This is a genomic window from Planotetraspora phitsanulokensis (assembly GCF_016863295.1).
Classification (GTDB): Bacteria; Actinomycetota; Actinomycetes; order Streptosporangiales; family Streptosporangiaceae; genus Planotetraspora; species Planotetraspora phitsanulokensis.
Genome location: NZ_BOOP01000001.1, coordinates 531,035 through 553,813 on the forward strand (window position 1 = coordinate 531,035; position 22,779 = coordinate 553,813).

The 22,779-nt window shown below is 70.7% G+C and carries 21 protein-coding genes; 15 read left to right on the plus strand and 6 right to left on the minus strand.

The features are described 5' to 3' along the window. The first annotated feature begins 26 nt into the window (after nucleotides 1-26). Nucleotides 27-941 carry a site-specific tyrosine recombinase XerD gene (gene xerD, locus Pph01_RS02450; RefSeq protein WP_239116365.1) on the plus strand — a complete coding sequence of 305 codons (915 nt, stop codon included), beginning with the start codon at nucleotides 27-29 and terminating at the stop codon, nucleotides 939-941. A 121-nt stretch (nucleotides 942-1,062) separates the two neighbouring features. Continuing rightward, on the plus strand, nucleotides 1,063-1,956 hold the full coding sequence (locus Pph01_RS02455) for a ParA family protein (RefSeq protein WP_425570109.1): 894 nt from the start codon (nucleotides 1,063-1,065) through the stop codon (nucleotides 1,954-1,956). A gap of 208 nt (nucleotides 1,957-2,164) precedes the next feature. On the opposite strand, the gene Pph01_RS02460 is transcribed toward Pph01_RS02455, so the two are convergent. Continuing rightward, the gene (locus tag Pph01_RS02460; RefSeq protein ID WP_204071201.1) at nucleotides 2,165-3,289 is read right to left on the minus strand and encodes an NAD(P)/FAD-dependent oxidoreductase; all 1,125 of its coding nucleotides are present in this window, start codon (nucleotides 3,287-3,289) and stop codon (nucleotides 2,165-2,167) included. A gap of 98 nt (nucleotides 3,290-3,387) precedes the next feature. Here Pph01_RS02460 and Pph01_RS02465 point away from each other — a divergent pair, with 98 nt between their 5' ends. From Pph01_RS02465 to Pph01_RS02490, 6 genes are all read left to right on the plus strand, one after another. Beyond that, on the plus strand, nucleotides 3,388-3,744 hold the full coding sequence (locus Pph01_RS02465) for a winged helix-turn-helix transcriptional regulator (RefSeq protein WP_204071202.1): 357 nt from the start codon (nucleotides 3,388-3,390) through the stop codon (nucleotides 3,742-3,744). A 1,008-nt stretch (nucleotides 3,745-4,752) separates the two neighbouring features. Continuing rightward, nucleotides 4,753-5,631: a segregation and condensation protein A gene (locus tag Pph01_RS02470; protein WP_204071203.1), complete on the plus strand. Its 879-nt coding sequence runs from the start codon at nucleotides 4,753-4,755 to the stop codon at nucleotides 5,629-5,631. Nucleotides 5,632-6,106: 475 nt separating this feature from the next. Next, complete coding sequence (gene scpB / locus Pph01_RS02475) at nucleotides 6,107-6,649, plus strand: SMC-Scp complex subunit ScpB (protein WP_275412789.1); 543 nt, start codon at nucleotides 6,107-6,109, stop codon at nucleotides 6,647-6,649. Then, the gene (locus tag Pph01_RS42580; RefSeq protein ID WP_239116367.1) at nucleotides 6,646-8,736 is read left to right on the plus strand and encodes a pseudouridine synthase; all 2,091 of its coding nucleotides are present in this window, start codon (nucleotides 6,646-6,648) and stop codon (nucleotides 8,734-8,736) included. The genes scpB and Pph01_RS42580 overlap by 4 nt, the downstream gene beginning before the upstream one ends. Before the next feature lie 113 nt (nucleotides 8,737-8,849). After that, nucleotides 8,850-9,209, plus strand: a complete 360-nt coding sequence (gene aroH / locus Pph01_RS02485; RefSeq protein ID WP_203880467.1) for a chorismate mutase — start codon at nucleotides 8,850-8,852, stop codon at nucleotides 9,207-9,209. A 51-nt stretch (nucleotides 9,210-9,260) separates the two neighbouring features. Next, the gene (locus tag Pph01_RS02490) at nucleotides 9,261-10,355 is read left to right on the plus strand and encodes a prephenate dehydrogenase (RefSeq protein WP_204071204.1); all 1,095 of its coding nucleotides are present in this window, start codon (nucleotides 9,261-9,263) and stop codon (nucleotides 10,353-10,355) included. 54 nt (nucleotides 10,356-10,409) lie between these two features. Here the strand turns inward: Pph01_RS02490 and Pph01_RS02495 are convergent, their stop codons facing one another. Further along, nucleotides 10,410-12,566, minus strand: a complete 2,157-nt coding sequence (locus Pph01_RS02495) for an MMPL family transporter (protein ID WP_204071205.1) — start codon at nucleotides 12,564-12,566, stop codon at nucleotides 10,410-10,412. Nucleotides 12,567-12,721: 155 nt separating this feature from the next. Between Pph01_RS02495 and Pph01_RS02500 the strand changes: the two genes are divergently transcribed. From Pph01_RS02500 to Pph01_RS02520, 5 genes are all read left to right on the plus strand, one after another. Then, nucleotides 12,722-13,351, plus strand: coding sequence for a MerR family transcriptional regulator (locus tag Pph01_RS02500; RefSeq protein WP_204071206.1), 630 nt, complete (start codon nucleotides 12,722-12,724; stop codon nucleotides 13,349-13,351). Between the two features lie 143 nt (nucleotides 13,352-13,494). Beyond that, the gene (cmk, locus tag Pph01_RS02505) at nucleotides 13,495-14,142 is read left to right on the plus strand and encodes a (d)CMP kinase (protein WP_204071315.1); all 648 of its coding nucleotides are present in this window, start codon (nucleotides 13,495-13,497) and stop codon (nucleotides 14,140-14,142) included. Nucleotides 14,143-14,168: 26 nt separating this feature from the next. Next, nucleotides 14,169-15,647 carry a ribosome biogenesis GTPase Der gene (der, locus tag Pph01_RS02510; RefSeq protein WP_204071207.1) on the plus strand — a complete coding sequence of 493 codons (1,479 nt, stop codon included), beginning with the start codon at nucleotides 14,169-14,171 and terminating at the stop codon, nucleotides 15,645-15,647. 71 nt (nucleotides 15,648-15,718) lie between these two features. Continuing rightward, the gene (locus Pph01_RS02515) at nucleotides 15,719-16,966 is read left to right on the plus strand and encodes a sensor histidine kinase (RefSeq protein ID WP_204071208.1); all 1,248 of its coding nucleotides are present in this window, start codon (nucleotides 15,719-15,721) and stop codon (nucleotides 16,964-16,966) included. Then, nucleotides 16,957-17,604, plus strand: a complete 648-nt coding sequence (locus tag Pph01_RS02520; protein WP_204071209.1) for a response regulator transcription factor — start codon at nucleotides 16,957-16,959, stop codon at nucleotides 17,602-17,604. The genes Pph01_RS02515 and Pph01_RS02520 overlap by 10 nt, the downstream gene beginning before the upstream one ends. A 7-nt stretch (nucleotides 17,605-17,611) precedes the next feature. Here Pph01_RS02520 and Pph01_RS02525 read toward each other — a convergent pair whose 3' ends face one another. From Pph01_RS02525 to Pph01_RS02535, 3 genes are all read right to left on the minus strand, one after another. Beyond that, entirely contained in the window at nucleotides 17,612-19,093 is a 1,482-nt protein-coding gene (locus Pph01_RS02525; protein WP_204071210.1) for an MFS transporter, read from the minus strand. 7 nt (nucleotides 19,094-19,100) lie between these two features. Further along, nucleotides 19,101-19,754, minus strand: coding sequence for an LppX_LprAFG lipoprotein (locus Pph01_RS02530; RefSeq protein WP_239116368.1), 654 nt, complete (start codon nucleotides 19,752-19,754; stop codon nucleotides 19,101-19,103). Nucleotides 19,755-19,960: 206 nt separating this feature from the next. Continuing rightward, nucleotides 19,961-20,428 carry a MarR family winged helix-turn-helix transcriptional regulator gene (locus Pph01_RS02535; RefSeq protein WP_204071211.1) on the minus strand — a complete coding sequence of 156 codons (468 nt, stop codon included), beginning with the start codon at nucleotides 20,426-20,428 and terminating at the stop codon, nucleotides 19,961-19,963. Between the two features lie 34 nt (nucleotides 20,429-20,462). On the opposite strand from Pph01_RS02535, the gene Pph01_RS02540 reads away from it, so the two are divergent. Further along, nucleotides 20,463-21,428, plus strand: coding sequence for a cation diffusion facilitator family transporter (locus Pph01_RS02540; RefSeq protein ID WP_239116386.1), 966 nt, complete (start codon nucleotides 20,463-20,465; stop codon nucleotides 21,426-21,428). Between the two features lie 16 nt (nucleotides 21,429-21,444). On the opposite strand, the gene Pph01_RS02545 is transcribed toward Pph01_RS02540, so the two are convergent. Next, entirely contained in the window at nucleotides 21,445-22,092 is a 648-nt protein-coding gene (locus tag Pph01_RS02545; RefSeq protein ID WP_204071212.1) for a 4'-phosphopantetheinyl transferase family protein, read from the minus strand. A gap of 252 nt (nucleotides 22,093-22,344) precedes the next feature. Here Pph01_RS02545 and Pph01_RS02550 point away from each other — a divergent pair, with 252 nt between their 5' ends. Beyond that, nucleotides 22,345-22,773 carry a CBS domain-containing protein gene (locus tag Pph01_RS02550; RefSeq protein ID WP_204071213.1) on the plus strand — a complete coding sequence of 143 codons (429 nt, stop codon included), beginning with the start codon at nucleotides 22,345-22,347 and terminating at the stop codon, nucleotides 22,771-22,773. Nucleotides 22,774-22,779: the final 6 nt, after the last annotated feature.

Genomic DNA, 22,779 nt, shown 5'->3' on the forward strand with positions numbered 1-22,779 from the left:
GGGACGTTCTGAGCGAGCCGGAGGCGGTGCTGTCCAGCTACCTCGCGCACCTGGCGGTGGAGCGGGGCCTGGCTGCCAACACGCTCGCCTCATACCGTCGTGACCTGCGGCGCTACCTCGACCATCTCGCGGCGCAGGGAATCGACTCCTTCTCGCGGATCACCGAGTCCGACGTCGTCGCCTTCCTGACCTCGTTGAGGGAGGGCGACGAGGAGCACCCCGCCCTGGTCGCCAGCTCGGCGGCCCGGGCGGTCTCGGCGGTCCGCGGGCTGCACCGCTTCGCCGTCCGCGAGGGCGTGACGGATCACGACCCCGCGCACGAGGTCCGGCCGCCGCGCCAGCTGCGCAGGCTGCCGAAGGCGATCACGGTGGCCGACGTGGAACTCCTCATCGCCGCCGCCGGCCCGGAGGACGCGCCGCTGACCCTGCGCAATCGCGCGCTCCTTGAGGTCCTGTACGGCACGGGCGCGCGGATCTCCGAGGCGGTGGGGCTGGCGGTCGACGACGTCTCGCACCGCGAGGAGCCCGATCACGACCAGGTCCGTCTGCGGGGCAAGGGCGGCAGGACCAGGATCGTCCCGCTGGGCCGGTTCGCCCGCGGGGCCCTGGACGCCTACATGGTCCGGGCGAGGCCCCAGATCGCCGCTCACGGGCGCGGGACGCCCGCGCTGTTCCTCAATGCGCGAGGGGGCAGGCTGACCCGTCAGGGCGCCTGGGAGGTCCTCCAGGCGGCGGCGGAGCGGGCGGGCCTTTCCGGTGTTTCTCCGCATATGTTGCGGCATTCATTCGCAACCCACCTCCTTGACGGAGGCGCCGACGTTAGGGTTGTGCAGGAGTTGCTGGGCCACGCCTCGGTCACCACGACACAGGTTTACACGCTCGTGACCGTCGACAGGCTCCGCGAGGTCTACGCCGCGGCCCACCCCCGGGCGCGGCGCTGAACGTATTTGGCTCCACGCCGAATATGGCGTTGAATATCGCAGGCCCTGGCGCGCCGCCTTGCCGCATGGGGGCCTACGCTCTAAATTCGATCAGGTTCGGTCCATCAGGGAGGTTCGTCAGTTGACTGCGACCACAGATGCGACGTGGACCGCGGGGACTCCCGGCGGTGAGATCGGGCCGACCGGTCGCCCTCGTCCCGTATTCCCGGAGCCGACACCGCCGGAGACGCACGGTCCCGCGCGGATCGTCGCCATGGTGAACCAGAAGGGCGGCGTCGGCAAGACGACCACCACGATCAACCTGGGCGCCGCGCTGGCCGAGGTGGGCCAGCGGGTGCTGCTCGTGGACTTCGACCCCCAGGGCGCGCTCTCCGTCGGGCTCGGCATCGATCCGCGGCCGCTCGAGTCGACCATGTACGACCTCATCATGGAGGAGCCGGACGTCACGATCGACGACGTGCTGCTCAACACCTCCGTCGAGGGCATGGACCTGCTGCCGAGCAACATCTTCCTGTCCGGCGCGGAGATCAGGCTCGTGAACGAGGTGGCGCGCGAGTACGCGCTGCAGCGGGCGCTCGAGCCGCTCCTGCCGCACTACGACCTCGTGCTCATCGACTGCCAGCCGTCCCTCGGCCTGCTCACGGTCAACGCGCTGACCTGCGCGCACAGCGTGATGATCCCGCTGGAGTGCGAGTTCTTCGCCCTGCGCGGCGTCGCGCTGCTGATGGAGTCGATCGGCAAGGTGCAGGAGCGCCTGAACAAGGACCTTGAGATCGACGGCCTGCTGGCCACGATGTACGACCCGCGCACCCTGCACGCGCGCGAGGTGCTGGCGACGATCATGCAGGGCTTCGGCGACAAGGTCTTCCACACCGTCATCAACCGGACCGTGCGGTTCCCCGACGCCACCCTGGCCGGCGAGCCCATCACCCAGTTCGACCCGGGTTCGATGGGAGCCACCGCCTATCGCGAACTGGCTCGTGAGCTGCTCGTCAGGTGGCCCTCCCGGGTCTGACACCACGCGCGGTTCCGAGCCCCCGCTTCGGGACCGTACGCGCCGGGTGTGCTCCGGCTAGGCCAGCCCCGCCCAGGCCGAGGGGCTCTTGGGGGAGTCTCGGCCCGGTGCCCGCAGGCCACGTCACCATAGGGCGGCGTGGCCGTACGGGCCGGGTCCGCTCGGGGCCCGCGCGCCACGATGCAGCCGGGGCCCCCGCGCGGCTCGATCAGGACCGCGTGCCGCCAGGACCGTCGAACAGCGCGCTGTAGTTGTCGACCAGCATCGCGCTGCCCTTGACCGCCGAGGTCACGTCGGCTCCGGCCAGCTTCCCGACGCCGTCTTCGCCCGGGAGCCAGGCGGCGCCCTTCTCCGGGCCGAGCGGCACGACGATGATGGGCGGCAGCGGCTGCCACGTGCCGAGCTCGCCCTCTCCGGTGATCAGTGTCCGGAGATTTCCCGCGAGCAGCTGGCCCTGGTAGTTCGCGGCGCCGGCCGTGTTTCGGTCGGCGTCGGTGATGTCGCCGAGGGCGTACACGCGGTCGTGCCCGATCACCTGCAGATGCTCGTCGACGCGGAGGTAGCCGTTCGCGTCGCGGGTGTCCGCGAGGGAGCCCTTCAGATAGCCGGACTGCGGCGTGAGGCCGAAGCAGCGGAACCAGATGTCGGCGGTCAGCTTGTCTCCGTCCTCGGTGGCGACCGTGATCTCGCCGAACGTGGCGGGAACGGTGTCCGGCAGCGCCGTCAGCGCGGTGCCGAGCTTGACCTCGACGCCGATCTCGTCCAACTGGCGGCGGAGGTCGTCGCGGAGCGACTGGTCGAACGGGCCGGGGAGGATGTCGGCGCCGACGTCGACGATCGTCACGTGCTTGTCGGGGAAGAACGCCTTGATCTCGCCCGCGAGCTCCAGACCGGTGGGGCCGGCGCCGACGAGCAGTACTCGGGTGGCGCGCCGGAGTTCGTCGTGCGCGGCCCGGTGCCTGGCCCGTGCCGTCTCGGCGTTCGGCGCGTCCGTCTTGGCGGGGAACGGATACGTCGACCCGGTCGCCAGGATGAGGTAGTCGGGCTCGAGTTCCCTCCCCGATTCGAGAGTGACGCGCCGGCCGTCCACCGCCACGGCACGGTCACGCAGGAACCGCCCCTGCTTCAACAGGCGGTCGTAGGGCATGAAGATCCGCTCCAGCCAGACGGGCTCGACCAGGGCCCGCCATGCCGCGACGTTGTGCACGAAGATCTCGCTGGCGTCCACGAGGGTGACGTCGGCCACGTCGTCGAGACCTTTGGCGACGTTGACGCCGCCGTATCCGCCGCCCACGACCACGACGCTCGGGCGTCCACCGGTGTTGCTGGTCATGACGATGCTCGTCCTCTCACTTGTCATTTAGTGGTGACGAGGCGAAGAGTAGCAGCTAGGAAAGTCGAAGTGACAAGGGAGCGGATAGGATGGCGACCGTGACGCCCAAGCCCCCCGCACCCACCGAGGTGGAGTGTTCTAAGCGCCTCGACGACGCGCTGACGAGGGCCTTCTCGGTTCTGGGGAAACGCTGGAGCGCTGTGGTGCTGGGCTGCCTCCGCCCGGGTCCCGCCGGATTCCGCGAACTGTCACGTGCCATCGGGGGAGTGAGCGACTCGGTGCTCTCCGACCGTCTGTCGGAGCTGACCGAGATGGGACTCGTCACCCGCACCGTCTGCGAGGGACCGCCCGTCACGGTGTCCTATCAGCTGACCGAACGGGGCGAGGCGCTCATGCCGGCGCTGGACCAGATCTCCCGCTGGGCGCGCGAGCATCTTCCCGTCGAGAAGGTGTAGAGCAGCCGTCCTCCGTCGGCCGCCCGGGTGTGCTCTCCACAGGCTGACCTGCTGTGACAAACGGCGAGTGCCGTGCCGGGCCGTCGCCTGGTGCGGCACTCGTTGTCTTTCAGCGAACTCAGTTCGACGGCGGCGTGTGATCCACGAACGTCGTGCAGTTCGCCGGGTGGGCAGGAGGCCCGCCCCGGTTTCCTGGCGCGAGGAACCCGCCGAGCGGGAGCGGAATGCCGATGGCGCCCGCCGGCGAAGTCGTCGCCGCCGCCCGGGCAGTGCTTTCCGCTGTATCCGTCATCGTCGTCGTGGAGCATTCTGCTCAGATGCCGCGAACTTTCGGCAATACGAATGACATTGCGAATCGCGCGAGGGTTGTCGAACTCGTTGCCTCTCGCTTCGATAGGGGTCGCCTCTGTCGCGCCGACGATGGCACGTACCGGTGTTTGGCATGCAAGTGCCAATATGGCGCCGCTCGCCGTAGTCGCCACCCCAATGCCCGGATGCTCTTGCCGGAGCCGGGAGTGGAAGCACGCCTGTTGCTACTAGAAGCCGTCGCATTCCATGTCGTTTGTGATTCGAGAGAATCAAATCCGTGAACCGCTGAAGCGGCTGCGAACAAGGGGTAACCGGCCATAGTCGCGACAATGCTGTCTCTTCGTTGACAGGGTATGAATGGGTTCGTCGACGATGAGAAATCGTCCAAATTCGTCGAATTTGCTCGAAGGGTTCCATGGAGAATGCTGCCCTTGATTCCCATGCCTGAGTCACGAGTCTTCATTCGCTATAAGGCGATCCCGGTTTTGTCGATTTGGGGCCATGTGCCGCCGATTCCAGGCTCATTCGAGCCGGTCGAATATGTCGGATTCGGCGAGTTGCCGATGATTCATCCGGCCATCGCGGGTCCGAATGACCCGTATCGAGTTCTTGGTCTGAGAAAAGCGAGATGTTCGGCCGTCGCAGGCCGTCGAAATGGATTCCCCAGGCCTTCGGCAGCGGTCCTCCGTGTGAGGGAGAATGGGAGGCGTGATCGAGCAGGAGACCGAGCGGGAGAGCCCGGCGCCGGACGGCTTCCAGGTGCATCTGGACGTCTTCGAGGGCCCGTTCGACCTGCTGCTCGGACTGATCTCCAAGCACAAGCTCGACATCACCGAGGTGTCCCTGCACCAGGTCACCGACGAGTTCATCGCGTACATCCGGTCGCGAGGCCCCGAATGGGACCTCGACCAGACCAGCCACTTCCTTCTCGTCGCGGCGACGCTGCTCGATCTGAAAGCGGCCAGGCTCCTGCCCACCGGCGAGGTGGAGGATGAGGAGGACCTCGCCCTCCTCGAAGCCCGTGACCTGCTGTTCGCCCGCCTGCTCCAGTACCGGGCGTACAAGGAGGTCGCCAAGATCTTCTCTGGCCGGATGGCGGAGGAGGCCCTGCGCTTCCCGCGGGCCGTGCCCATGGAGAAGCGGTTCGCCGACCTGCTGCCCGAGCTCGTGCTCGGCATCGGGCCCGAGCAGCTGGCGAAGATCGCGGCGAGGGCCTTCACGCCCAAGGCGCCGCCGTCGGTGTCGGTGAGCCACATGTATCAACCGCTCGCCAGCGTGCGCGAGCAGGCCGCTATCCTTGTCGAACGGCTGAGGCGGGTGAAGAGGGCCACTTTCCGGTCGCTGACAGCCGACTGCGCGGGGACGTGGGAGATCGTCGCCCGCTTCCTGGCCGTCCTGGAGCTCTTCCGGGAGGCCGCGGTCTCCTTCGAGCAGGTCGAGCCTCTGGGCGACCTCCACGTGACGTGGACGGGCGCCGACGACGGCGACGTCACCGTCGGAGACGACTACGACGACGGCAAGCCGGGCGCCGCCGGGGAGCGCGGGGACGGCGGGGCCGCAGAAGGGCCGGATGAATGAGCCGGACCGACCGGACCCCCGGGAGCTCCGCACCCGCTCTCCGGAGTGACGGCCGCGACGATCGTGACGGCCGTCGCGGTGTTCCGGCACCATGAGCACGCTGCGCGATGATCAGGGCGAGCCGCGGCACGACGAACACGGCGACCCGCCGGACGACGACGAACGAGGAGTTATGGAACGCAGCGACGCCCCCGGCCCCGTCGGGCGTGAGGCGAACGTGCCGGATGAGCCCGATGGCGCTGAAGGCGCGGCCGCCGGCGTTCCGGCCCTGGTTCCGAGCCAGGTCGCGAGCCGGATGGAGAACATCCCCGACGAGCCGGATGAGCTCGGCGAGGAGAACGAGGCCGCCAGGGCCGACGCGACCCAGGCCGACGAGGCCGGCGCGGAGGAGGCCCTCGGGGCTGACGAGACCACCGGGGCAGGCGAGGACGAGGCGGACGAGACCCCAGGGGAGGACGACCAGGACGCCGCGGGCGTGGGGCCCAGCCTCGGCGCGGCGCTAGAGTCGATCCTGATGGTGGTCGACGAGCCCGTGGCCGAGATCACGCTCGCCCAGGTCCTGGAGCGCCCCACGAACGAGGTCACCGCGGCCCTGCGCGCCCTGTCCGCGGAATACACCGCCGCTGGGAGGGGTTTCGACCTGCGGGAAGTGGCGGGCGGCTGGCGCTTCTACACACGGGCGGAGTGCGCCCCGCTGGTGGAGCGGTTCGTCCGGGACGGCCAGCAGGCGCGGCTGACCCAGGCCGCACTGGAGACGCTCGCCGTGGTTGCCTACCGGCAGCCGGTGAGCCGGGCCAGAGTGGCGGCGGTGCGTGGTGTGAACAGCGACGGCGTCATGCGGACGCTGCTCGCGCGAGGCCTCGTCGAAGAGGCCGGGGTCGATCCGGAGAGCCAGGCCGTGCTCTACCGGACGACCAGCTACTTCCTGGAGAGGCTGGGGCTGAAGGAGCTCGGAGAGCTTCCTGAACTCGCCCCCTTCCTCCCGGACAACGTGGAAACCCTAGAGGAGCAGAAGTGAACAGCAGGCCTACCCCGTCCGGTGATGGACGCGGTCGAAGCCGGAACACCGGCCAGCGCGGAGGAACCGGCGGGTTCGGACGCGGTGCCGGAGACGCCAGAAGAGGGTCGGGCGGCCGCTCGGGAGACTCGCCCAGAAGCGGATCGGGCGGCGGGTTCCGGAGCGGATCCCGTGGATCCCAGGGACGCCCCCAGGACGACAGGCGCGGCGGTTCCCGCGGCTCGGAGACGGGCTCCGGCTACCGGGCGGACAGCGCCGGATCCCGCAGGGACGGCGGATCCCGTTACGACGGCGGATCCCGCTACAGCGATTCAGGCGACCGAGGCGGCTCGTACGGCAGGCCTGACGGCGACAGGGACCGCTACAGGAGCGGCGACCGCGACTCATCCCGTGACTCCTTCCGCGCCGACCGCGGCGGTTCACGAGGCAGGTACGGCCAGCAGGACGGCGCCCGCGGCGACCGCCGTCAGGACGACCGCGGCGGCCGCGGCGACGACCGCGCCTTCAGCCGCGACGACCGTGGCCGTGAGGATCGTGGCCGTGAGGACCGCGGCTTCAGCCGGGGTCCCGGCGCATCCGACCGCGGCTTCGGCCGTGACGACCGTGGCCGTGGCTTCGGGCGGGACGAGCAGAGCCGTGAGGGCCGTGGCTTCGGCCGTGACGACCGTGGCCGTGGCTTCGGGCGGGACGAGCAGAGCCGTGAGGGCCGTGGCTTCGGCCGCGATGACCGTGGCCGCGATGACCGTGGCCGTGAGGACCGTGGCCCCAGCCGTGGTCCCGGCTTCGGGCGTGGCTCCGGCTCATCCGACCGCGGCTTCGGCCGTGACGACCGCGGCTCCGACCGTGGGTACGCGCCCCGGCGCGACGACGCGCGCGCGGCCGGCCGGGACGGCGGTCGTGACCGGCGTGACCAGGGTGAGAGCCGGGACCGGCGTGATGATCGGCGTGGCGGTGGCCGCCCTTCCGGGCAGGACAGGCCGGGGTTGCGGGCCGACCGCGGTGGCGCCCGAACCGGTTACTCCCGCAGGAACGACCGGTCGGACGACGTCCAGACGATCGGCGACAGCGCCCGCCGTGGCGGTGCCCGCGGCGACGGGGCCGGCCGGAGCGGCGGAGGCGAGCGCGGCGGCTCGCGGGCCCGGTTCGGCAGGGACAGCTCTCGCCGCGACCTGCGCGCGGGCGCGCCCCGAGGAAACAGGTCGGAGGCCAAGCCGTACGGAACGCGCGGTGGCGGCCCGGCGGGCGCGCGCGGCGGTGCGGGGAACGCCGGCGAGAACCCGTTCAAGACCTCCCGGCAGCCGCTGCGCGACCCGGACTTCTACGACGCGGACTACGTCGACGAGCGCGACACCACGGAGGTGCCGGGCGGCGAGCGGCTGCAGAAGGTCCTCGCGCAGGCCGGCATCGCCAGCCGCCGGGCCAGCGAGGAGATGATCGGCGACGGCCGGGTCACGGTCGACGGCCAGGTGGTCCGCAGGTTCGGGGCCCGGGTCGACCCCGTCAAGCAGGTCATCCACGTCGACGGCAAGCGCATCCCGACCTCGCCCGAGCTCGTCTACTACGCCCTGAACAAGCCGATCGGCGTCGTGAGCACCATGGAGGACCCGGACGGCCGTCCGTGCCTCCAGGACTACGTCCAGGACCTCAACACCCGGCTGTTCCACGTGGGACGGCTGGACACCGAGACCGAGGGCCTGCTCCTGTTCACCAACGACGGAGAGCTCGCCCACCGGCTGACCCACCCGAGTTACGGCGTGCAGAAGAAGTACTGGGCCAAGGTGCCCGGTCCCGTTCCGCGCGACCTGCACCGGGTGCTGCGCAAGGGAATCGAGCTCGAGGACGGCCTGGCCAAGGTGGACGAGTTCCACGTCGTCCAGGAGCACGGGCAGCAGGCGCTGGTCGAGATCATCCTGCACGAGGGGCGCAAGCACATCGTCAGGAGGCTGCTCGAGGCGTCCGGGCACCGGGTGATCGACCTCGCCCGCATCGAGTTCGGCCCGGTCAAGCTGGGCCGTCTCAAGCCGGGCACGATCCGGACACTGAGCGTCCAGGAGGTCGGCGAGCTCTATGCGGCGGTCGGCCTCTAATCCGGCCCGTCCGGCGGCGAACTTCGCGAGTCGGGCACAATGTCCTGGGAGGTCACAGTGATGGGCCGCGACGGAGCGGACCCGTCACTGCAGTCTGGTGGGAGGGGAACGACATGGTCCGGGCCATCCGGGGAGCCATCCAGGTCGACGGCGACGATCGGAACTCGATCATCGCGGGCACGACCGAACTGGTGACCGCGGTGATGGAGCGCAACAGGCTCACGACCGATGACGTCATCTCGGTGATCTTCACGGCCACGCCCGACCTGACCGCGGAGTTCCCCGCCCTCGCGGCCCGCAAGCTGGGATTCCACGATGTCCCCCTGCTGTGCGCCTCGGAGATCGCCGTGCCGGGCGCACTGCCGCGGGTGGTGCGCCTGATGGCCCACGTGGAGACCGACCGGCCCCGCCAGGACATCCAGCACGTGTACCTGCGGGGCGCGGTCGCCCTGCGGGTGGACATCGCCCAGTGACCGGCGCGGTCGCCCGCCCGGACGAGAAGGCACGCTAGGACGACGAGGACCATGACTCCCATCGAGGGTGCGACGATCGGCAGTGCCGTCGTCGTCGGAACCGGGCTGATCGGCACATCGATCGCCCTCGCGCTGCGTCAGCGGGGAGTGCGGGTCTTCCTCACCGACCGCGACGCCGCGGCCGGACGGCTCGCCCGGGAGCTCGGCGCGGGGGAGGAGTGGCCGGCCGACCGCACCGTGGATCTGGCGATCATCGCCGTGCCCCCGCGGTTCGTCGCGCAGCAACTGCTCGACCTGCAGAAGAACGATGTCGCGCGGGTCTACACCGACGTCGCCAGCGTCAAGGTCCTCCCGCTGGAGCAGGCTGCGCAGCTGGGGTGCGACCTGTCGACCTACGTGGCCGGGCATCCGCTCGCGGGGCGGGAGCGTTCGGGGCCCGCGGCCGCGAGAGCCGACCTGTTCCTCGGCCGCCCCTGGGCCCTGTGCCCGTCGGCGGAGACCACCGAGCAGGCGGTGGAGACGGTCCAGGAGCTGGTCGAACTGTGCGGGGGGAACTCCGTGCGGGTCGGCGCGGAGGAACACGACCGGGCCGTCGCGGTCATCTCCCACGCACCTCACGTCACCGCGGCGGCTGTGGCCGCGCAGTTGTCGGAGGCGTCCGACACCGCTCTCGGCCTGTCAGGACAGGGCGTGCGGGACGTCACACGCATCGCGGCGGGCGACCCGTCGTTGTGGACCGGAATCCTGACGGGCAACGCCGGCCCGGTCGCCGAGGTCCTCGAGGCCCTGGTGGAGGACCTGTCCGCCGTGGCCAGGTCGTTGCGGGCGTTCGCGGGCGAGGGTACGGCCGTCGCGGGGGTGACCGATCTGCTCGAACGCGGCGTCCGCGGGACCGGCAGGATCCCCGGCAAGCACGGCGGCCCGGCCCGCACCTACGCCGTCGTCCAGGTCGTCATCGGCGACCGCCCCGGCGAGCTCGCCCGGCTCGTGCAGGCGGCGGGCGAGACCGGCGTCAACATCGAGGACATCCGGCTGGAGCACGCCCCCGGCCTGCCTCTCGGCGCGGCGGAGCTGTACGTCCAGCCGGAGGCGGCGGCCGCGCTCGCGGACGGCCTGCGCGAGCGCGGGTGGCACCTGCCCGTCTGACCTGCCCGTCTGGCCTGCCCGTCTGATCTCCGCGCTCCCCGGCCGTACACGCGTTCACGTGGGACGTGCGACCTCGGCGGGCCTCGCGGCGGGCGAGGCCGCGTGACCGTGTCCGACCGCGCCACGGCGACGCCACCAGCGGGCGAGCGGTGCGGGCGCCCACCACGCCCACCGGCCGAGCAGCCGCATCGTGGCGGGGACGAGCAGTGCCCGCACGACGAAGGCGTCCACCACCACGGCGATCACCAGCCCCACCCCGGCCATCTTCATGAAGACGATGCCGGACAGGGCGAATCCGCCCACGACCACGGCCACCAGAAGGGCCGCGCTCGTGATGACGCGGCCGGTCCGCTGCAGTCCGAGCGCCGTCGACTCGGCCACGTCGCCCGTCCGGTCGTACTCCTCCCGGACGCGTGACAGCAGGAACACCTCGTAGTCCACGGCGAGGCCGAAGGCGATCGCGACGATCAGCACGGGGAAGTTCACGTCCACCGCGCCCACGGCTTCGAGTCCCAGCAGGCCGTCGAGCAGGCCGTCCTGGAAGATGAGCTTGATCGCGCCGAAGGCCGCTCCCAGCGAGAGCAGGTTGAGCAGCACCGACTTGATCGGCAACACCACGGATCCGAGCGCCAGGAACAGCACCACGAACGACACCGCCGTCGCGAACAGGGCCATCCACGGCAGCCTCGAGGTGACCATGTCCACGATGTCCGCCCGGGAGGCCGGCATTCCGGTGAACGACGTCGTACCGCCCTCGGGCGGGGCGACCGCCCGGAGATCCGCGACCATGCGCCGGGCGTCGCGGGACATCGGGTCCATCGAGTAGCCGAGGGTGATCCTCGCCTGGTCGCCACTGACACCCGTGACCGCCGCTCCCTCGATCCCCGGCACGCCGTCCAGACGGGCGGCGTAGGCCTCGAGGGCGGCCCGGCCGGCGGGGCGGGGCGACTCGACCACGGCCGTCACCAGCTTGCCCGGGTCGGCGGCGAACCGTTCCGTCATCACCTGGGTGACGACGCGGGCGTCGGCGCTCGACGGCAGGACCCAGTCGCCGGGGCGGGCCCAGTTCACGCCGAGGAACGGCAGGCCGAGCGCGCCGAGCACGACGACGATGACGACGGCGTTCCGCCACGGGCGCCGCATGACGGCGTGGGCGGTCCGGTACCACCGCCCGGCCGCCGGGTCGCCCGTCCGCGCCCTGGCCGGGTTGAGCCGCGGCCCCATGGCGGTGAGCAGCGCGGGCAGCACCGTGAGCGAGGCGAGGACGGCCATGACGACGGTGCCCGCTCCCGCGTAGCCCATCGACAGCAGGAACCGCGACGGGAACAGGGTGAGCCCCGCGAAGGACACGGCCACCACGGCGCCGGAGAACGCGATGGTGCGGCCGGCGGTCGCCATGGTCCGCTCCACCGCCGCCTCCACCGTGGCGCCCGCCGCCAACTCCTCGCGGAACCGGGTCACGGCGAGCAGCGCGTAGTCGATGGCCAGGCCCAGGCCGAGGATCGTGATGACCTGGATGGCGAAGGTCGAGATGTCGGTTAAGAACGTGACGAACCGGAGCAGAGCCAGCGATCCGAGAGCCGCGGTGAGGCCGATGATCAGCGGAAGCGCGGCGGCCAGGAGACTTCGGAAGATCACGATCAGCAGGATCAGCAGAACGGGTATCGAGACGGCCTCCGCGAGCGCCAGGTCGCGCAGCGTCAGCCTGTTCACCTGGTCGGTCATCGCCGTGGTGCCCCCGAACCGCACGGTGAGGCCGTCGGCGCGGAAACTGTCCTGGATCTTCCTCAGCTGCAGGACCCGCTCCTGGTCGTCGGCCGACCGCAGTTGCACCGCGGCGTACGTCGCGCGCCTGTCCCCGGACACGTACGAGGACGAGCCCGTCGACCAGTAGGAGTCGAGCCGGATGACGTCGCCGCGGGGCACGCTCGAAAGGGCCCGCTGAACCGGACCGGCGAAGCCCTGGTCGTCCACCGTGAGCCTGTCGCTCTCGTAGAGGACGACCACGTCGTTGGCGTGGCGGCCGAGCGGGCCTGCCAGCAGTCTGTCCGCGTGGGCGGACGGGCTGCCGGGGTCGTCGAAGCCGGCGCCGCCGCCGAGGCGGCCGAAGACGCCGGTTCCCCAGACCGCCGCGAACGCGACGAGCAGCAGCGTTCCCACCATGATCCACCGACGGCGTCTGCCGGCGAACCTGCCCAGAGTGCCGAACATGAAAGCCTCCCCAGTATGGATAGTGGAAAGTATTGCTATCCATATTATGGATAGTGGCGCTATCCGCTTCGTGCGTCAAGCCGCCGGCCGCCGCGCACGCCCGTCCGCATGGCGGGCGGTCCTATCCTGGGAGCACGCGGTGAGGGAGAGGGACGATGAGGATCGCTGAGCTGAGCAGGCGCACCGGCGTTCCGATCCCGACGATCAAGTACTACCTGCGGGAGGGGCTCGTCCCCGCCGGTGAGCGCACGGGGCCCAACCAGGCCCAGTACGGCGAGGCGCACGTCAAGAGGCTGAAGCTGGCCCGCGCCCTCGTCGAGATCGGCGGCCTGTCGATCGCCTCCGCACGTGAGGCGCTCCGCCTGATGTTCTCTGCGGGGCTGTCCGAGCTCGACACCATCGGCAAGGCCCAGTACGCCATGACCCCCGCGAGGGAGTACGTGGAGGACGAGGCGTGGGACGAGGCCGTGGCCGAGGTGGACGAGCTGATCGCCAAGCGGGGCTGGCAGGTCAAGGCGACCAACCCGGCCCGCCGCACGCTGGCCGACGCGCTCGCCACGCTGCGGAGGCTGGACCAGGACGACTACTTCGAGCTGCTGGACTCCTACGCGGAGACCGCTGAGCGGCTCGCGGACACCGAGATCGAGACGGTCGCCCGCAGGGGGGACCTCGACAGCGTCGCGGAGGCCGTGGTGGTGTGGACGGCGGTCGGCGACACCGTCCTCGCCTCCCTCCGCAGGCTCGCTCAGGAGGACAGGTCGACCCGGCTGCTCGGGAACCCCTGAACCGACGCAGGAGGCCCGGTCCCCGGCGGGGGCCGGCCACGCTCCGATGCGTGGTTGGGTGCCGAATCCCGGTAGCCTCAGGGGCGACAGCTCGAAGGGGCGCGAAAAGCAAAGGAGAGACCGTGTCGGGTCTGGTCGTCGCCATGGATGGCCCTTCGGGGTCCGGCAAGTCGAGCGCCTCACGGGGTGTCGCGCGCGCGCTGGGCCTGCGCTACCTGGACACGGGTGCGATGTACCGCGCGATCACCTGGTGGATGCTCCAGCAGGAGGTCGATCTCGCCGATCAGCGGGCGATCGCCGAGCGTTCGGGCGAGCCGTCCCTGGTCATGAGCACCGACCCGGACGCCCCGGGCGTCACCGTCGACGGCGTCGACGTGAACGGCCCGATCCGCGGTCCCGAGGTCACGGGCGCCGTCTCCGCGGTGAGCGCGGTTCCCGAGGTCCGCCGCCGGCTGGTCTCCCTTCAGCAGGAGATCATCGCCGAGTCCCTGCCCGGTGGGGGCATCGTGGTCGAGGGACGCGACATCGGCACCGTCGTGGCGCCGGACGCGCCCGTCAAGGTCTACCTGACCGCGAGCGCCGACGCCCGTGCGCAGCGCCGTACGGCCGAGCTGACCGGGACCACCGTGGAGACGCAGAAGGCCGAGATGGCGCGTCGGGACACGCTGGACTCGACGAGGAAGGCCGACCCGCTGGCGATGGCGGCGGACGCGATCGAGCTGGACACCACACCGCTGACCTTGGACGACGTGATCGCCGAGGTCCTGCGGTTCGTCAAGGAGAGAGCCTGATCCTCTCCGGATCGGGAGAGGAAGCGATGAGCAGGGACGTGACGGGGGAGTACCGCGACGAGAGCGGCTGGGTCGAGGCCGGGGACGAGGACTTCGACGAGTTCTCCTACGACGAGAGCGAGTTCTCCGAGGACGAGTCCGAGTACTCCGACGGCGAGACCGGTGAGGCGGCGGGACCCGACGCGGGCCCGCTCCCCGTGGTCGCGGTGGTCGGCCGGCCCAACGTGGGCAAGTCCACGCTGGTCAACCGCATCATCGGCCGTCGTGAGGCGGTCGTCGAAGACGTTCCGGGTGTGACCCGCGACCGGGTGACCTACGAGGCGACGTGGCGGGGCCGCCGCTTCACCCTGGTCGACACCGGCGGCTGGGACCCGGACGCCACCGGCATGGCGCTGCGCATCGCGGAGCAGGCCCAGATCGCCGCCGAGCTGGCCGACGTCGTGCTGTTCGTGGTGGACGCCAGCGTCGGCGTGACCGACTCGGACGAGGCCGTGGGGGCCGTGCTCCGCCGTTCCGGCAAGCCCGTGGTACTCGCGGCCAACAAGGTCGACAACCAGCAGATGGAGCTGGAGGCGACCGGGCTGTGGTCGCTGGGTCTCGGGGAGCCGCAGCCGGTCTCCGCCCTCCACGGCAGGTCCAGCGGCGACCTGCTCGACATCGTGCTCGACGCGCTGCCGGAGACGCCGCCCCAGACCTTCGGCGAGCACCGGGGCCCGCGCAGGATCGCGCTGCTGGGCAAGCCCAACGTCGGCAAGTCGTCCCTGCTGAACCGGGTGGCGGGTGAGGAGCGCGTGCTGGTCGACCCGATGGCGGGGACCACGCGCGACCCGGTGGACGAGCTGGTGGAGCTGGGCGGCAGGACCTACCGCTTCATCGACACCGCGGGCATCCGCCGCCGTGACCGGGAGCTGAAGGGCGCCGACTTCTACGCGGCCATGCGCACCCGGGCCGCCCTGGAGCGGTCGGAGGTCGCCGTCGTCCTCATCGACGCCTCCGAGGTGCTGACCGAGCAGGACCTGCGCATCCTCGGCCTCGTCATCGAGTCGGGCCGGGCGATGGTCGTGGCCTTCAACAAGTGGGACCTCGTCGACGAGGACCGGCGGTACTACCTGGAGAAGGAGATCGACCGCCAGCTCGTCCGCACGCCCTGGGCGCTGCGGGTCAACATCTCCGCGAAGACCGGCCGCAACGTCGAGAAGCTGGTGCCGGCCATCGAGCGGGCCCTGGACTCGTGGGGCACGCGCGTCCCGACCGGCCGGCTCAACCAGTTCTTCACCGACCTGCTGCGCGCGACGCCGCCGCCGGTGCGCTCGGGCAAGCAGCCCAAGATCCTGTTCGCCACCCAGGCGTCCACCGAGCCGCCGAAGTTCGTGCTGTTCACCTCGGGGTTCCTCGAGGAGACCTACCGCCGCTTCCTCGAGCGCCGGCTCCGCGAGGAGTTCGGCTTCGCCGGTTCGCCCATCGAGGTCACGATGAAGATCAGGGAGAAGCGGAAGAAGAAGTAGGGTATTCCCTACCCTGAACACTCCCGAACACGGGATCGATCGGAGATCTCCGGCTGCTTAGCGTGGGGGACATGCGAAGACTTCTCTCCCGACTCGCCGGGGACTCGGTGTACCTCCTCGTGGGGTTTCCCCTCGCGATCGTCGCGTTCTGCCTGGTCGTGACAGGTCTGTCCGCGGGTGCCGGCATGCTGGTCGTCTGGCTGGGCGTGCCCATCCTCGTGCTGACCGCTCTCGCGGCGCGGGGGATGGGCGAGATCGAGCGGGTGCGGATGCGCGGTGTCCTGGGCACGGAGGTGCCCAGGCCCCGCTATCCTCAGTCCCCGCCCGGCGCGGGCTGGTTCCGCAAGACGCTGACCCCGCTCGCCGGCGCCCAGCCGTGGCTCGACATCCTCCATGCCCTGGTGGGCTTCCCCGTCGCCATCGTGACCTTCTGCGTGACGGTCACGTGGTGGTCGATGGCGATCGCCGGACTGACCTATCCGCTCTACGGGTGGGTGCTCGCGAACATCCCGGACAACCAGGGCCTCGCCGAGCTGATCGGGCTCGGTCACGGGTACGTCCCGGAAAGCCTGTTGAACGTGTCCTTCGGCGTCATCGCGGCGCTCACGCTGTACCCGGTGATCCGCGGTTGCGCGCTGCTCCAGGCGTCGCTCGGCAAGTCGCTGCTGACCGGCGTCGCCCAACTGCAGGAGCGCATCGAGGACCTGACCGAGGGGCGCAACGCCGCCGCCTATGCCGAGGCGAACGCCCTGCGCAGGCTGGAGCGCGACATCCACGACGGGCCCCAGCAGCGTCTCGTGCACCTGGCCATGGAGCTGTCCCGGGCGCAGCGCGAGCTGGAGAAGGACGCGGCCGCCGCCCAGTCGACCATCGGCAAGGCGATCACCGCCACCAGGGAGACGCTGGACGAGTTGCGCGCGCTCTCGCGCGGCATCGCGCCGCCGATCCTGGCCGACCGCGGCCTGGCTCCCGCGCTGGCCGCGCTGGCGGGCCGCTGCACGGTGCCCGTGGAGCTCGACGTCCAGACTGAGGAACGGTTCCCCGCGCTGATCGAGAACACCGTCTACTTCGTGACGGCCGAGGCGCTCACCAACGTCGCCAAGCACAGCCGGGCGGAGATGTGCTCGGTCACGCTGACGAGGATCGGCGACACGCTGATGCTCACGATCGGCGATGACGGGGTCGGCGGCGCGCACGTCGCCAAGGGACACGGCCTGTCCGGCCTCGCCGAGCGGCTGCGCGGAGTGGACGGCGAGCTGACCGTGCGGTCCCCGGCCGGCGGGCCCACTTCGATCACGGCGGAGGTTCCGTGCGGGTAGTTGTCGCCGACGACGCCGTCCTGATCAGGGAGGGCCTGGTACGTCTGCTCGAGGAGTTCGGCTGCGAGGTCGTGGCCGCGGTGGGCACGGGCGACGACCTCGTCGAGGCCGTCGCCGAGCACCGTCCCGACGTGTCGGTGGTCGACGTGCGGATGCCGCCGACGTTCACCGACGAAGGGCTGAGGGCGGCCGTCGAGGCCCGGCGCAGGGTCCCCGGGGCGCCCGTGCTGATCCTGTCCCAGTACGTCGAGGTGTCCTACGCGGACGACCTGCTGGCCGACGCCAAGGGTGCGGTCGGCTACCTGCTGAAGGACCGCGTCGTCGACGTGGAGGAGTTCATGGAGGGCCTGCGCAGGGTCGCGGGCGGGGGTACGGTCTTCGACCCCCAGGTCGTGGCGCAGCTCATGGTCCGGCGCCGCCGGGGCGACCCGCTCGCGTCGCTGACCCCGCGCGAGCGTGAGGTCCTCGAGCTCATGGCGGAGGGCCGGTCGAACCCCGCCATCGGCCGCCGCCTCGTCGTCACGGACGGCGCGGTGGAAAAGCACATCCGCGGCATCTTCACCAAGCTCGGGCTGCACGCGGAAGACGGGGACCAGCACCGGCGGGTGCTGGCCGTGCTCGCCTACCTGCGCTCGTGAGCCGTCCTCAGGCCTGAGGCGTGCGCCGGGGGAGGGCGAGCGCCGTCAGCACGCCGACCGTGCACAGCACCGCGGTGATCAGGAAGATCTCCGAATACTCGACGTGCAGCGCGGCCTTGACCTGGGTGGTGTAGTCGGCCAGTTTCCTGGTGAACTCGGCGGCGTCCATCCCCATCGGAAGCGGAGTGTCGAGGTCGGCCGTGAGCGACTGGAACCGGTGGAAGCCCCAGGCCGACAGCGCCGCCACTCCGAGCAGCATCCCCATCATCCGCGCCACGACGACCGCGGCAGAGGCCACGCCGTGCTGTACGGCGGGCACGACCCGAAGCGCGGCCGACGAGACGGGCGCGATGACGGCGCCCAGGCCGAGACCGGCGATGACGAGGTCGACGTCCACCCGAAGGCCGGCCGCCGCGAGGTCGGCGGGCCAGCGGGAGATGAGCACGTAGCCGACGGCGGCGACCGCCATCCCCGCCGCGGCCACGGCGCGCTCGCCGAACCGGCGGGTCAGCATGCCGCCGAGGAACGCGGCGACCGCCAGCGCGGCCAGGAAACGGGTGAGCACGAGCGCGGCGGGCACGGTGTCCTTGCCCATGAGCGTCTGCGCGGCCAGCTGGACGTCGACCAGCGTGACCAGCAGCGCCGCCCCGGCGAGGAAGCTCACCCCCAGCGTCGCGAGCAACGGGCGCCGGGGGATTCCGGTGAGGTCGAGCAGGCGGACCGGCGACCGGATCTCCCAGGCCACGAACAGGACCGCCACGACGATCCCGGCGGCCACGCACGGCAGGCCCCAGGGCGGCAGCACGGACGCGTCCGGCGACGGGTTGTAGAGCCCCGCGACGAGCAGCCCGAGGGCGAGCGCGAGCAGGACGCCGCCCACCACGTCGACGCGCACGGAGATCCTGCCGGTCCCGCGGGGCCCGGCAGGCACGGCCCGGTGCACGGCGACCGCTGCGAGCAGGGCGAGGGGAATGTTGATCCAGAAGATTCCGCGCCAGCCCGCCAGCGCCGCCACGCCCGCGCCGTACAGGGGGCCGAGGACGCTGCCGAGTTCCTGCGCGGCGCCGACGGCGCCCAGGGCCACCGGCCGGCCACGCTCGTCCCACAGGTCTCCGATGAGGGCCATGGTGATCGGGAGCAGCGCACCGCCCGCGACGCCCTGCAGCGTACGGCCCGCGACGAGGCCGGGCACGCCCGTGGACAGCGCGGTGATCAACGACCCGGTGGCGAACCCGGCCAGGCAGGCGTGGATGAGGACGCGTCTGCCGTACCGGTCGGACAGCTGGCCGAGCAGCGGCATCGCCGCGATGTAGCCGAGCAGGAAGCCGGTCACGATCGGCGTCGCGCGTTCCAGATGGTTCAGCGGGACGCCGGCGTCCCCTGCGACCTCGGTGAGGACGGTCACCACGACGTACGCGTCGAGCGCGGCGAGCAGCACCGCGGCGCCGCCGACGCCCAGCACGACGCGGCGGTTCTCCACTGTGGTCATGACGCGGTCACGAGGTGGGGGGAGCGATGGTCACGGGAGCGTCGTAGTCGTCGAGACCCACGGTCACGCTGCCGCCCGTCATCGGCAGGTCGATCTTCAGCAGCCTGCTGGAGTCCTTGGCGATCCACACCGTCCCGTTGACGCCCTGCTGCACGCCGGGGACGAGCTTGGCCAGCGCCTGCTGCGGGAAGGTCGCGGCCACCCGGTAGGCGTCGGAGCCGCCGACCTCCTCGGACTCCTCCGAACGGACGTCCTGCGCCGCCGCGAGCAGTTGCGGGACCCCGGTGAGCACGGCCGAGGGGTCGTAGATCGCCGCCAGCTGCTCGCGGGTCATCGTCTGGTAGCCGCCGGTCGCGCCCTTGAAGTGCACCGTGTCCCCGGACACGATGAACTCGAACTCCTGCAGGCCGCCGAAGTCGATCTGCAGCGAGCCCTTGGCGTCGCCCTCGCTGGTGAGAACACCCTCCGCGTGCCTGACCGGTACGGCGGGGCGGTCCTTGGTGTCGATGGTGAAGGCCACCGTCTTGACCGTCTTCATCGCCTCGGCGGACTTCGCGAGCAGTTCGGGCCCGCTCGGGACCGCGGCCTCGCTGCTGCCGGAGCTGCATGACGTCACGAGGAGGAAGGCTGCGGCCATGGCCAGCCAGACGATTCTTCTCACACGCGGATCGTAGCGATCGCCACCTGAACAGCGGGCTATTGCGGCATATCGGTTCGGCACTTCCCTGCGGCGAGTCTCATGCGAGGGGCCGGTCGCCTGCCTGCGCGCGACCGGCGCTCACCTGGGCCTGCTCGGGCCTCTGGATCTCCCTGCGCCCGCTCTGGGTCTCCTTGCGCCCGCTTGGGCCTTCCTGTGCCCGATTGCGCCTACTTGGCCGAGCGGATCGAGTGGAGGTGATCGACGACCTGGGTGTAGATCTCCTCCACCGTCGCCACCTGCTCGGGCGTGAGCAGGTCGATGAAGTGCTCGCGGACGCTGGCCACGTGCTCGGGGGCCACCCGCTGGATGGTCTCCCAGCCGAGGTCCGTGAGCACCGCGTAGGTGCCGCGCCGGTCGTCCTCGCAGTTCTCCCTCGTCACCAGCCCGGCCGCCTCCATGCGGGAGATCTGGTGGGAGAGCCGGCTGCGGGACTGGATGGTCGCGTCGGCCAGTTCGCTCATGCGCATACGATGCTCGGGACTCTCCGAGAGGTTCACGAGGATCTCGTAGTCGTTGAGCGACAGTCCGAACGCCTGCAGCTCACGGTCGAGCTGGTGCGACAGCAGACGGTGCGCGGCGAGGTGGGCACGCCAGGCGCCCTGTTCTCGCGGGCTGAGCCAGCCGGGGTCTTCCATGGCTTACAGCATAAGATCGCACTGATTGAGCAGGGTGGACGGAGTGGCGATGGACGAGCACGAGGCCGGCGAGAACAGTGAGAGCCTCGGCACGGTCGTGATCGCCGGCGCGGCCAATCTCGCGATCGCGCTCGCGAAGCTGGTGGCCGGCCTCATCAGCTCTTCGGCGTCGATGTTGTCGGAGGCGGCCCACTCCGCGGCCGACACCGTGACCGAGGTGCTCCTGTTCACCGCCATCCGGCACGGCGAGCGCCCCGCCGACCGGCGGCATCCGCTGGGACACGGCCGGGCCAGCTACTTATGGGCGATCATCGCGGCCTGCTTCACGCTGGTCGTCGGCGCGGGCTTCTCGCTCACCCATGGCTGGCACACGATCAGCCACGGCGAGGAGCTGGGCGGCGTCGCCGTCTCCTACATCGTGCTCGTGGTCTCGTTCGCGATCGAGTCGGTGTCGCTGTGGCGGGGGTTGTCGCAACTCAGGACGGAGGCCGGACGTCAGCAGATCTCCGCCAGGCGGCTGCTGTCCCGGACCGCCGACACCATGCTCAAGGCCGTCGTGCTCGAGGACATCGCCGCGCTGGCCGGGCTCGTGATCGCCGGTCTCGGCCTGGCGTTGTCCCAGATCACCGGATCCGCGGTCTGGGACGGCGTGGGCTCGATGGCCATCGGCCTGCTCCTGCTCGGCGTGGCCCTCACCCTGATCTGGACCAATGCGTCCCTGCTCATCGGCCAGGCCGCCCCGAGCGGGCTGGAGGACGAGATCCGCGCCGTGCTCGTGGCCCAGCCCGAGGTGGAAGGCGTGGTCGACCTCGTCACCGTGGTCATGGGGCCCAACCAGATCATGGTCGCCGCGAAGGTCGACTTTCTCGACGAGACGACGGGGGAGCGGCTGGAACTGGCCTCCGACCGGGTGGAGCGATGCCTCACCGACCGCTTCCCCGCGATCAAGCAGGTCTTCCTCGACCCCACCCCCGGCAGGTCGGCCGCCCAGGAGGCGTAGACCCGGCCCCGGCGGGTCAGCCGCCCAGGAGGCGCAGCTTCGCCGGCTCGTCGGTGATGGCGGTGGCGATCACGGTGCCCGCCCTCCATTCGAGCAGGTGCCGTCCCTCCCACTCGAGGTCGCCGGACAGGCCGTCGTCGAAGGGGAGCGCGGACAGGTCGACCTCGCGGAGCCGGTCGAGGGTCAGCTCGCCCCGTTTGACCAGGGCCTCCTTCCGAACCCACTGCCGGATGAGCCGGGCGTTGTCCCGGCCGACCAGGGCGGCCTCGGCCGGGGTCAGCGCGAGAGCGGCGAGGCTCTCGTCGGCCGGGCCGGACGTGGCGTGCTCGGCGTCGATCCCCACCCGGCCGTAGCCCGCGGCCGCGCAGACGTATCCCGACGTGTGCGCCAGGGTGATCGAGAGTTCTGGTGCCTCGGCGAGCCGTGGACGCCCGTGTGCCTGGTCGCACCGCTCGCACCGCTGCACCACGGTGAGCATGCAGGCACGTGTCCCGAGGACCTCCGCCGCGCACTGCCGTACGAGGAGGTGGGCGGCGACGAAGTCCAGGCGGTCCTGCTCGCGGGTGAACCGGTCCGCGCGGGTGCGCTCCGCCTCGGTCAGGGTGCCGCCTGCGACCTCGAGCACCTCGTCGGTGTAGCCGGCCACGGCCAGTGGGGGGCGCACGCGCTCACCCTAGGAGAGCCGTGTGACGATCAAGTGAACTGACGGCGGGAGGAGTGACGCCGATATCCATCTGAAGAGTATCGGCTGGGCACATATTCAAGCGAAAGGTGATACTTCACCTGTAGTGAGTCAGGATACTTGACGGGTCACCGTAGCCGCTGTTGCCTGGGGAAACAGGCTGATCCGCTCCCACCGGCCGGTCGGGGCGGTAGTCGGGGATCTTCCCTTGGGGCCCCGGAAAGGCGGTGCCGGTTGCTCATCGGTTCGATCTTGCAGGGTAAGGGGACCAGCGTGGCGACGGTTCGCCCGCAGGCCACGGTGACCGAGCTCCTGGCGACGCTCGCCGAGCTCAACATCGGTGCGGTGGTGGTGTCGGACGACGGCGAGACCATCGCGGGAATCGTCTCCGAACGGGACATCGTACGGCAGCTGCACGAGCGGGGCGCCGGCATTCTCAGCCATCCGGTGTCGTCGATCATGACCTCCGACGTCCGTACCTCCGGTCCGGACGCGAACGTCGACGAGCTCCGCCGCACAATGACCAACCATCGCATCCGTCACGTACCGGTCGTCCGGAATGGCCGGCTCGCGGGCATCGTCAGCATCGGCGACGTCGTCAAGAGCACCATCGAGGAGCTGGAGACGGAGAAGGACGCCCTCGTCGGCTACATCAACCGGTGAGACGGC

Excerpts from the sequence above, each read along its gene's own strand:
- Pph01_RS02460 (WP_204071201.1), bottom strand. The coding sequence starts at position 3,289 with ATGACCAGCAACACCGGTGGACGCCCGAGCGTCGTGGTCGTGGGCGGC.
- Pph01_RS02470 (WP_204071203.1), top strand. The coding sequence starts at position 4,753 with ATGGGAGGCGTGATCGAGCAGGAGACCGAGCGGGAGAGCCCGGCGCCG.
- aroH (WP_203880467.1), top strand. The coding sequence starts at position 8,850 with ATGGTCCGGGCCATCCGGGGAGCCATCCAGGTCGACGGCGACGATCGG.
- Pph01_RS02490 (WP_204071204.1), top strand. The coding sequence starts at position 9,261 with ATGACTCCCATCGAGGGTGCGACGATCGGCAGTGCCGTCGTCGTCGGA.
- Pph01_RS02495 (WP_204071205.1), bottom strand. The coding sequence starts at position 12,566 with ATGTTCGGCACTCTGGGCAGGTTCGCCGGCAGACGCCGTCGGTGGATC.
- Pph01_RS02500 (WP_204071206.1), top strand. The coding sequence starts at position 12,722 with ATGAGGATCGCTGAGCTGAGCAGGCGCACCGGCGTTCCGATCCCGACG.
- cmk (WP_204071315.1), top strand. The coding sequence starts at position 13,495 with ATGGATGGCCCTTCGGGGTCCGGCAAGTCGAGCGCCTCACGGGGTGTC.
- der (WP_204071207.1), top strand. The coding sequence starts at position 14,169 with ATGAGCAGGGACGTGACGGGGGAGTACCGCGACGAGAGCGGCTGGGTC.
- Pph01_RS02515 (WP_204071208.1), top strand. The coding sequence starts at position 15,719 with ATGCGAAGACTTCTCTCCCGACTCGCCGGGGACTCGGTGTACCTCCTC.
- Pph01_RS02525 (WP_204071210.1), bottom strand. The coding sequence starts at position 19,093 with ATGACCACAGTGGAGAACCGCCGCGTCGTGCTGGGCGTCGGCGGCGCC.
- Pph01_RS02535 (WP_204071211.1), bottom strand. The coding sequence starts at position 20,428 with ATGGAAGACCCCGGCTGGCTCAGCCCGCGAGAACAGGGCGCCTGGCGT.